Here is a 9,234-nt window from a genome sequence, read left to right as displayed (position 1 = left end):
ACCGAGCACCGTGTACGCCGCCGCGACAGCCAGGCCGTCCTCGCGCTCGATCCCGAGCCGCAGCGCCAGCAGCAGATTCTCCTGCTCGTCCCTGGCCCGCGTCGCGGAGGTGACCATGTCCGGGCCGAAGATCGACTCATGGTGCGCCTTGCCGAAATCGCGCGCCCAGGCGAGGAACCGGCTCACCACCAGGTCGCTCTCACCGGCCTGCCGGCAGCGCGCCGCACTGTATTCGCGGACGGATTCAAGCATCCGGAAACGCGTACCTGACGCGGCGTCGACCGTTTGGAGCAGCGATTGGCCCACCAACTGCTCCAGGACGGACAGTACGTCTACGTCGTCTGTGATGGCTGCGTCGTCTGGGCCGGCTGCGTCGCCCCCGCCCAGCAGGTACTGCGCCGCGTCGACAGTGAAGCCGCCAGGGAAGACCGACAAGGCGCGCACCGCCGCCTGGCCGTCCGGCGCGAGCAGGTGCCAGCTCCAGTCGATGACCGCGTGCAGGGTGCGGTGCCGCTCCGGGGCATCGCGCGCGGATCCGCGCAGCAGGGCGAACCGGTCGTCCAGGCGCCGGGCGATTTCGGCTACTGACATCACGCGCACCCGAGCCGCCGCGAGCTCCACCGCGAGTGGCAGCCCGTCAAGCCGGGCGCATAGCTCTCGCACCGTCTCTTCGGGCAGATCGGCCCCGGGTCGGGCGGCGCTGGCCCGCTGCCGGAACAGCTCCACGCTGGTCGCCAGGTTCAGCTCGGGCAGCAGGTATACGGACTCTGACGAAATTCCGAGCGGCGATCGGCTGGTCGTCAGGACGCGCAGATCCCGGCTCATCGCCACCAGGTCGCGCACCAACTGCGCGGCGCCGCGGATGACGTGCTCGCAGTTGTCCAGAACCAGCAGCACCGGTCCGGGGCCGAGCGCGGCCACGATGCCGGCGACTGCGACCGCCTCCGTCGAGCCGGCCTGAGCGCCCACCGGCGCGCGCCCGAGCTCGCCGGCGCCGAGAGCGGATGAGACCTCGTCGATGACGTCGCAGTCGGCGGTGACCCCGGCGAGCGGCACCAGGTGGACGACGCGCTGCCGGGCTCGGGAGGCGACGGCGTTCGCCAGTCTGGTCTTGCCCAGGCCGCCGGGGCCGATGATCGAGACGACCCGGGACGAGTGCAGCAGCTCGATCACCGCGGCGATGTCGCCGTCTCGGCCGAGCAGCGCATTGGGCTCATGCGGAATGCCGCGCCGGACGGCCGGCCTTTCGCGTTCCAGAAGTTGCCGGTGCACTCGCTGCAATTCCGCACCGGGGTCGCTGCCCAACTGTTCGCGCAGCCCACGCCGGTAGGCGTCGTACCTGACCAGCGCCGCGGAGGGACCAACGCTCGCAGCCTCGCACAGCAACAGCTGCGCCAAGACCTCCTCATCGCGCGGATGGTCTCGTATCAGGACCGCGAGAACCTCGGCGGCCTCGGTGTGCCGGCCGAGCTGGGAGAGTGCTAGCGCGCGGGCACGCACCAGGGCCGCGTAGGTGGAAGCCCGCGCCGCGCGAAGCTCGGACAGCGGGTCATCGAACCCGGCTTCCCCGCGTGGTCGCCGGCTTGTGCGCAGCGCGCGGCGGCCGATGCGTACGTCAGCACCGCGGCAGCGTCGACCTGCTCGTCCGTCAGAGTGAGCCGATAGCCGACCGGAGTGCTGGCAATGGCGTCCGGGCCAAGTTGCGCCCGCGCCCGGGAAACGAGCACCTGAAGCGCCCTCGTCGGGTGCTCCGGCTGTTCCTCCGGCCACACCCCCTCAACCAGCCGCGTCGTGCTGCAACCCGCGCGCAGGTCGTCGGCGAGCAGCGCGAGCAGGCCGCCCAACCGGGACCCGGCGATCTCACGCCCGCGGAACGCCACCCGCGGCAAGAGGACCAGCTCAACGCTCACCGCAGCAGGTTAGCCGGTTGGCCGCGACGGCCGCCGCGCGCTGGCCGCCCGGTTGAATCCACCGCCGCGAGGCCGCAGCGCCGACGATCTCGGTCGGCGCGAAAAGGATCGCTTTCCGGCGACCCGGGGTGATAGACAACCGGGGTGCAAAACACTCTCGACTTCCCCGACCTGCTGCGCTTGATCGACGAACGCGCGACCGCCTTCCGCGCCGCGGTCGCCGCCGCGCCCAGCCTCGACGCGCAGGTGCCCACCTGCCCCGACTGGACGCTGTTCGACTTGGCGCAGCACATCGGGGTGGGTCGCCGCGCCTGGGCCGCCACCGTCGACGCGGGTCCCGATGCCGCGGCCAAAGCCGCACCGCAGGATTCCGCGCCCGCGCCCCGGGAGCGTGAGGCCTTGCTGGCCTGGTTGGCCGAATCGACGGACCTGCTCCTGGAGGCGTTGCGGCAGGCCGGGCCGGATCGCGGCTGCTGGACGTGGTGGGGTACGTCGCAGTCGCCCAAGACCTGCGGCGCCGTCGCCCGGCACCAGCTCCAGGAAGTCGCGGTGCACACCTACGACGCGCAGCTGACCGCGGGCGCCGCGCAGCCGCTGCCGGACGAGGTGGCGCTCGACGGTGTCGAGGACTTCCAGTTCACCTGCTGCGCGACGACGGATCCCTGGCCGCACGAACCCGCCGTCGTGGACTATCACGCGACCGAAGGCCGCTCCTGGCGGCTCTGGCTCTCCGCCGACGGCGCCCGCGCCGCCCGCCTGGCCGACCCCGGCACCGCCGCCGACCCGGCCGCTGCCTATGCCTCCGCCCAAGGCACGGCCAGCGACCTGGTGCTTTTCCTGTACGGCCGCCTTCCGATGGACTCCCTGAAACTCGACGGCGACCGACGCATCTTCGAACGGCTCTTCGCCTGGGAGCCGGAGTGAGCGTCCCTTAAAACAGACGCACTCCGGTCAGCTGCGCGAGCTCAACCAGCAGCCGGTCCTGGAAGTCCTCGTCGGCGGCGGCCGGCGCCGGGGCCTGGCGGCGCTGGTGGAACCAATAGCCGCCGCTGACCTTCGCGTCGGGATCCTCGCTGGTGGCGAGCCATTCCTGAGTGCGGTGACCGAGTTCGAGGTCGTCCGGCGCCCCGCGGCCGCCCATCTTCGTCGGCACCCACCCGGGGTCGACCGCGTTGCTGAACACCTCAGGCCAGCGGCGCGCGACGGCGAGCGCAAGCGCGGTGACGAACAGTTTGCTGTCCGAGTAGGCCCGCATCCAGCTCCAGCGCCGCGCGGTCCAGTCGAGGTCGCGCAGCGAGGCGTCACCGCTGCGGTGCATGCCGCTGCTGAGGTAGACCAGCCGCGCCGGGCGGCTGACGGACGCGGTGAGTATGTACGGCGCGAGGACGTTGACGGCGAGGGTCTGCGCGTGTCCGTCCGCGGTGGCGATGCGGCTGGAGCTGGTGTAGACGCCGGCGTTGTGGATGACCGCGTCCATCGGTCCGACAGCGTTGACCTGGTCGGCGACCTCGCGGGTCTCGCGCGCGCTGGAAAGGTCGCCGACGACAACGGCGGCCGCGCGCTTCGCCAGCTCGCCGAAGTCCCCGGCCCGGGTGGTGCTGCGGGCGTGCAGCACCACCTCGTGCCCGGCCTTGATCAGAGTGCTGGCGGCGGCGCGGCCGAGCCCGTCGACGGAGCCGGTGATGAAGACGCGCGTCATGATCCGTATTCGTCGTCGGTGACGTGCTCGCCCCAGGCGGTCTCCTCGCCGGCGTCGGGTCCGGGACCCTCCCAGATCGCGAGGTGGGTCATGAAATTCTCGGGCGCCGCGCCGTGCCAGTGCCACTCGCCGGGCGGCGTGTACACGGTGTCGCCCGGCTTCATGACGACGACCTCGCCGCCGCGGGCCTGAACCAGGCCGATCCCCTCGGTCACGTGCAAGGTCTGGCCCATCGCGTGCGAGTGCCAGGCGGTACGCGCGCCGGGGGAGAAGCGGACGGTGTTCACGCGTACGCGCGAGGGCTCTTCGCCGCGGGCGATGACGTCGAAGTAGACGTCACCGGTGAACCACTGCTCCGGCCCCTTCGCCGTGGGCTGCCGCTTAAGGACGTCCATGTACTTCCCTCTTCTCGTCGCGGCTCACGGACGCAGCAGGGCCTTGATGGCCCGGCGCTCGTCCATGGCACGGTACGCCTCGGCGGCCTCGTCGAGCGGGACTTCGAGGTCGAAGACCCTGCCCGGCTCGATGGACCGCTTCGAGATCAGGTCGATCAGCTCGGGCAGGTACGCGCGTACCGGGGCCGGCCCGCCGTGCAGGTGCACGTGGGAGAAGAACAGCTCTTGGCCGTCGAGGGCGACGTCGTGGGAGACGCCCACGTAGCCGACGTGCCCGCCCGCCCGGGTGGAGCGGATGGCCTGCATCATCGACTCCTGCGTCCCGACCGCCTCGATCAGCGAGTGCGCGCCCAGCCCGCCGGTCAGCTCCTTGATTCGCGCCACGCCCTCGTCGCCGCGCTCGGTGACGATGTCGGTGGCGCCGAACTCGAGGGCGAGCTTCTGCCGGGACTCGTGCCGGCTCATCGCGATGACCCGCTCGGCCCCGAGCTGCCGGGCGGCCAGCACCCCGAGCAGCCCGACCGCGCCGTCGCCGACGACCGCGACCGTCTTACCGGGGCCGGCCTGCGCGGCCACCGCGGCGAACCAGCCGGTGCCCAGCACGTCGGAGGCGGCCAGGAAGCTGGGGACCAGGTCCGCGTCGGGGACCTCGGGCGTGGCCACGAGGGTGCCGTCGGCCAGCGGCACGCGCATGTACTGCGCCTGCGCCCCGCGGACCGGCTCGCGGTGCACGCAGGAGGTCTGGTATCCGGCCTGGCAGATCTCGCAGGTGTTGTCCGACGCGAAGAACGAGCCGACAACGAACTGGCCGGGCCTGACGTTCCCGACCTCGTCGCCGACCGCCTCGACGATGCCGGCGTATTCATGGCCCATTGGGGTGGGCCGGGTCACCTGATCGGACCCGCGATACGGCCACAGGTCCGAGCCGCATACACAAGTCGCCGAAAGGCGGATGATCGCATCGGTCGGGGCGGTGATCGCCGGATCCTTGAGGTCCTCGACCCTCACGTCACCAGGTGCGTGCATCACGACGCCGCGCATATTCGTCCTCCATGTGTCTTGAGCGGTCCATCCTTACCCAGAAAACCCGCTTCATCGCCGGACAGGGAGTCTCTGATGAAAGGTGTACTGGCAGGGCATCCCTGACGCGACGCGGGCGGCGTACGGTCATCGAGTGGACAATCGCGCCGAAGTCCGCGAGTTCCTGATCTCGCGGCGAGCCAAGATCACCCCGCGGCAGGCCGGGCTGCCCGCCGGATCGAACCGCCGCGTACCGGGGCTGCGCCGCAGCGAGGTCGCCGCGCTGGCCGACGTGAGCATCGAGTACTACTCGAAGCTGGAGCGCGGGAACCTGGCCGGGGTGTCCGCCGGCGTCCTGGACGCGATCGCCCGCGCGCTGGACCTGGACGACGCCGAGCGGGCCCACCTGTTCGACCTGGCGAAGGCCGCGGACGGCAGCGGCGCCCTTGAGCGGCCCCGCCGCCGCGCCGCGAAGCAGTGGAAGGCGCGCCCGAGCCTGCAGTGGATCCTGGACGCGGTCGGCGAGGGGCCCGCGTTCGTGCGCAACGGCCGGCTCGACCTGCTGGCCGGCAACCGGCTGGCGCGCGCCTTCTACCACGACGTCTACGCCGATCCGCAGCGGCCGCCGAACCTGGCCAGGTTCCAGTTCCTCGACCGCGCCGCGTACCGGTTCTACCCGGATTGGGAGCAGGCCGCCGACATCACCGTGGCGATCCTGCGCACCGAGGCCGGACGCAATCCGCACGACAAGGACCTGCACGATCTGATCGGCGAGCTGTCCACGCTCAGCGAGGAGTTCCGCAGGCGGTGGGGAGCGCACAATGTCCGCCACCACGGCAGCGGGGTCAAGCGGTTCCACCACCACGTGGTCGGCGACCTGACCCTCGCCTATGAGGGTCTTGAGATGGTCGAGGAGCCCGGTCTCACCTTGACGCTGTACGCCGCCGAGCCGGGCTCGCCCTCGCAGCAGGCGCTGCGGCTGCTCGCCTCCTGGGCGGCGACCCAGGAGGCGGAGGCGGGGTTGGGATCGGGAGCCGAAACGGGATCAGGAGCAGGATCGGGATCGGAGCCCGCTGCCGTACGGGCGCTCTCGGCAGAGTGACGCCGCGCGCATCGCTCAGCCGGCCGGCCAGCTGACCAACGAACCGACCGGCCGGCTGAGCGACGTGATCAGCTGGTAGTACCGGTGACCGTCGTTCCGGTCTTGGTCACGTGGTAGGTCACCAGGGCGCCGCTCCAGAAGTGGAAAGTGAGCGTGACGCGCGCGCCGTCGGTGAGCGAGTCGAAGAACGCGGGCGTCAGGGTGATCGCGTTGTTCGGGTAGTCGGGCGCGAACGCGGTCGTGAACTCCTGGTACGAGGTCCAGCTGGCCGGCCCGGCGTCGGTCCCGTCGTCGTACTTGGCCTCCATGGTCGCCAGCACGTCGCCGTTGAACTGGGTCGGAATCGCGAACGCGCTGGTGGTGCCGGTGGCGGCGGCGAGCACCGGGGTCTCGTTGCTGATCACGTGGATCTGCCACGGAACGCCCTTGGAGAAGCGGACGTCCAGGGTCGCGTCGACGCCGTACGCCCGGTCGCCGACGAGCGAGCTGAGCGTGGCAGCGGTGAGGGTGAGCTGGTCCCCGGATACGGCGTAGTCCCGGCCCTTGCGCAGCTCCTTGCCGTTCACCTGCAGCGAGCGGAACTCGGTGCCGTTCAGGTTCAGGGCGACGGTCTGGGCGGTGATCGGACCGGACTTCGGCACGAAAAGCAGGTCGGAGGCCGCCGTGCCGGAGCGGGTGCGCCAGGCGGACTTGATCTGGTCGATCAGCGTGGGGACGCGCCATTGCAGGGTATTGCGGTTGAGGTAGTTGCCCGCGTCCCACAGCGCGGTGGTGACGTGGTTGATCCGCGCCTCGTAGCCGAGCAGCTCAAAGTACTTCAACGCCTCGCCGGGCTCGACGATGTTGTTCGGGTTGGTGTAGTCGGGGTAGTTCAGCAGGCCGCATTCGCCCATGTAGACGGGGATGCCCTTGGCGATAAACGTGTTGTACAGCCTGCCGAAGGTGTCGAGCAGGTCCTGCTGCGTCTGGGCATTGAACGTGGTGAAGCCGGCGATGTTCACGCTGAACGGCCAGAAGCTGTAGTAATGCACGCTGGCGACCAGGTTCGGGTCCTTCAGCGCCGCCATCTCGGCGGACAGGTTGTCCATCAACGTCTGATCCGGCGTGTCGCCCAAGGTGGGTAGCACCAGCAGGCGGGTCGCGTTCCGGCTGCCCGACTGGCGCACGATGTTGACGAACGAGCTGTTGAGCTCGTTCATGAACTGCGCCTTCTGGGCGTCGGTGGCGTTGTTGAACTGCGGTTCGTTGACGCTCTCGAGCAGCAGCTTGCGCGGCTCGCCCTTGAACTCGGCGGCGATCTGCGTCCACAGCGCGTCGAAGCGGGCCAGGACGTTGTCGTGGTCCGTGGTCATGGCGGAGATCCACTCCCACGAGTCGTGATGCACGTTGATCACCACGTACAGCCCGTCGGAGAGCGCCCAGTCGGCCACCTGCTTGACCCGGGCCAGGAAGGCTGGGTCGATCGTGTAGGGGGCGGTGACCGAGCTGTGATTGTCCCAGGTCACGGGGATACGAACACTGTGAAAGCCATGCGCGCGGTAGGTGTCGAACAGCGCCTTGGTGATCGGCGGGTTGCCCCACGAGGTCTCGTCCGGGATGGCGTCCAGGGTGTTGCCGATGTTCGTGCTCGGTTGCATCGCGGCCACGGCGTCCATCGCAGCGTTCGAAGGCGCGGGGAGGACCGGACCGTCGGTGGTCGCAGTGGTGGCAGTGGTCGCCGCGTGGGAGACGGCGGGCATCGCCGGAAGCAGCGCGATCGTCAGGGCGAGCGCCGCGAACCGCGCAGCGTGTCGCGATGCTCGGCGTTCGCGGGGGAGGAACCGTGCGAGACTCGTCATCGAGCGCACCTTCCAAGGCAGTGGTGGTGGGAAACTTTCGCTCGGCGCGCGGGAGAACGTAACATCGAACGCAATCGAATACCACCGGCCCGGGAGGCGATCTTGGCGCAGCACGGACCTGACGACGTGGCCGACCGGGGGCGGGAGCGGGTTCCCGGCGACTCCTCGCGGCCGGTGACGATCGCGTACATCGCGGAGTCGGCCGGAGTCTCGGTGCCGACCGTCTCGAAGGTGCTCAACGGCAAGTCAGGCGTCTCCGCCGAGAAGCGCGCGCTGATCGAGGAGCTGATCAATCGGCACGGGTACCGCAAGCCGTCCGGGTCGAACCGCAGCAACGTCGTCGAGCTCGTATTCCGCGAGCTGGAGAGCATGTGGGCGGTGGAGATCATCCGCGGGGTCGAGCGTGCGGCGCGAAAGCACCGGGTCGGGGTGATGGTCTCCGAGTTCGGGCTGCACGATTCCGCGCCGGGCTGGGACGACACGGTCTCGCGGCGGCCGAAGTGCGTGCTGTCGGTGGCGCAGCTCTCGGCGGCCGAGCGCGCGGAGCTGACGGCGAAGGGCATCCCTTTCGTCGTCTTCGATCCGACCACCGAACTTCCGGACGACGTGCCGTTCGTCGGCGCCACCAACTGGTCTGGCGGCCGGGCGGCGGCCAGGCATCTGATCGAGCTGGGCCACCGGCGCATCGCGATGATCGCAGGGCCGGAACACGTGCTGTTCTGCGCGGCGCGGCTCGACGGCTACCGCTCCGCGCTCGCTGCCGCCGGCCTGCCGTCCGAATCACAGTTCGTCGTACACGCCGACCTGACCCGCGAGGGCGGCTGCTCGGCGGCGCGGACGCTGTTGGCCCTGCCGGAGCGGCCGACGGCGATCTTCGCGTCGAACGACCTGCAAGCGGTGGGGGCCTATCAGGCGGCTCGTGACGCCGGGCTGCGCATCCCCGAGGATCTCAGCGTGGTCGGGTTCGACGACCTGCCGGTGGTCGCGTGGGCCGACCCGCCGCTGACGACCGTGCACCAGCCGCTGACCGAGATGGCGGTGGCGGCGACCGAGCTGGCCCTGGCGCTCGGCCGGGGCGAGCAGGCGCCGCAGATCGGGCTGGAGATCGCCACGACCCTGACCGTGCGGTCGAGCACGGCGCCGCCGAAGCACTGACTCAGTGCTCGCTGACGATGATGACGTCGAGGTGGCGGGGGCCGTGGACGCCTTCGACGCGGCTCAGTTCGATGTCGCTGGTGGCGGAGGGTCCTGAGATCCAGGTTTGGGGGCG

General features: G+C 70.4%; 8 protein-coding genes and 1 pseudogene. 3 read left to right on the top strand and 6 right to left on the bottom strand.

Features of this window, described 5'->3' with window-relative positions:
- Positions 1 to 1,910: pseudogene (locus tag VFB40_RS21510) on the bottom strand (ATP-binding protein); the annotation flags it as partial.
- Between the two features lie 144 nt (positions 1,911 to 2,054).
- On the opposite strand from VFB40_RS21510, the gene VFB40_RS21500 reads away from it, so the two are divergent.
- On the top strand, positions 2,055 to 2,834 hold the full coding sequence (locus VFB40_RS21500; RefSeq protein WP_324853448.1) for a maleylpyruvate isomerase family mycothiol-dependent enzyme: 780 nt from the start codon (positions 2,055 to 2,057) through the stop codon (positions 2,832 to 2,834).
- A 7-nt stretch (positions 2,835 to 2,841) separates the two neighbouring features.
- Here the strand turns inward: VFB40_RS21500 and VFB40_RS21495 are convergent, their stop codons facing one another.
- Genes VFB40_RS21495 through VFB40_RS21485 form a run of 3 tightly spaced genes read right to left on the bottom strand, consistent with a single transcriptional unit; the run spans position 2,842 to position 5,045 of the window.
- Positions 2,842 to 3,609 carry an SDR family NAD(P)-dependent oxidoreductase gene (locus VFB40_RS21495; protein WP_324853446.1) on the bottom strand — a complete coding sequence of 256 codons (768 nt, stop codon included), beginning with the start codon at positions 3,607 to 3,609 and terminating at the stop codon, positions 2,842 to 2,844.
- Positions 3,606 to 4,004, bottom strand: coding sequence for a (R)-mandelonitrile lyase (locus VFB40_RS21490; protein WP_324853444.1), 399 nt, complete (start codon positions 4,002 to 4,004; stop codon positions 3,606 to 3,608). Before VFB40_RS21490 ends, VFB40_RS21495 begins: the two co-directional genes overlap by 4 nt.
- Before the next feature lie 24 nt (positions 4,005 to 4,028).
- Positions 4,029 to 5,045 carry a zinc-dependent alcohol dehydrogenase family protein gene (locus VFB40_RS21485; protein WP_324853442.1) on the bottom strand — a complete coding sequence of 339 codons (1,017 nt, stop codon included), beginning with the start codon at positions 5,043 to 5,045 and terminating at the stop codon, positions 4,029 to 4,031.
- Positions 5,046 to 5,178: 133 nt separating this feature from the next.
- On the opposite strand from VFB40_RS21485, the gene VFB40_RS21480 reads away from it, so the two are divergent.
- Positions 5,179 to 6,126, top strand: a complete 948-nt coding sequence (locus tag VFB40_RS21480) for a helix-turn-helix domain-containing protein (protein WP_324853440.1) — start codon at positions 5,179 to 5,181, stop codon at positions 6,124 to 6,126.
- A 68-nt stretch (positions 6,127 to 6,194) separates the two neighbouring features.
- Here VFB40_RS21480 and VFB40_RS21475 read toward each other — a convergent pair whose 3' ends face one another.
- Positions 6,195 to 7,964, bottom strand: a complete 1,770-nt coding sequence (locus tag VFB40_RS21475; protein ID WP_324853438.1) for a cellulase family glycosylhydrolase — start codon at positions 7,962 to 7,964, stop codon at positions 6,195 to 6,197.
- A gap of 126 nt (positions 7,965 to 8,090) precedes the next feature.
- Between VFB40_RS21475 and VFB40_RS21470 the strand changes: the two genes are divergently transcribed.
- Positions 8,091 to 9,119, top strand: a complete 1,029-nt coding sequence (locus VFB40_RS21470; protein ID WP_349261582.1) for a LacI family DNA-binding transcriptional regulator — start codon at positions 8,091 to 8,093, stop codon at positions 9,117 to 9,119.
- Position 9,120: 1 nt separating this feature from the next.
- Here the strand turns inward: VFB40_RS21470 and VFB40_RS21465 are convergent.
- The coding region (locus tag VFB40_RS21465; protein ID WP_349261581.1) for an LUD domain-containing protein at positions 9,121 to 9,234 on the bottom strand (114 nt) is incomplete at its 5' end.

Source organism: Actinocrinis sp. (genome assembly GCF_035650855.1).
Lineage (GTDB): Bacteria > Actinomycetota > Actinomycetes > Streptomycetales > Catenulisporaceae > Actinocrinis.
The sequence above is the reverse complement of the archived record's forward strand: the minus strand, read 5'-3'. Positions and strand labels throughout refer to the sequence as shown.

What these genes read in the sequence shown, in the direction of transcription:
- VFB40_RS21495 (WP_324853446.1), bottom strand. Translation starts at nt 3,609, where the DNA reads ATGACGCGCGTCTTCATCACCGGCTCCGTCGACGGGCTCGGCCGCGCC.
- VFB40_RS21490 (WP_324853444.1), bottom strand. Translation starts at nt 4,004, where the DNA reads ATGGACGTCCTTAAGCGGCAGCCCACGGCGAAGGGGCCGGAGCAGTGG.
- VFB40_RS21485 (WP_324853442.1), bottom strand. Translation starts at nt 5,045, where the DNA reads ATGCGCGGCGTCGTGATGCACGCACCTGGTGACGTGAGGGTCGAGGAC.
- VFB40_RS21475 (WP_324853438.1), bottom strand. Translation starts at nt 7,964, where the DNA reads ATGACGAGTCTCGCACGGTTCCTCCCCCGCGAACGCCGAGCATCGCGA.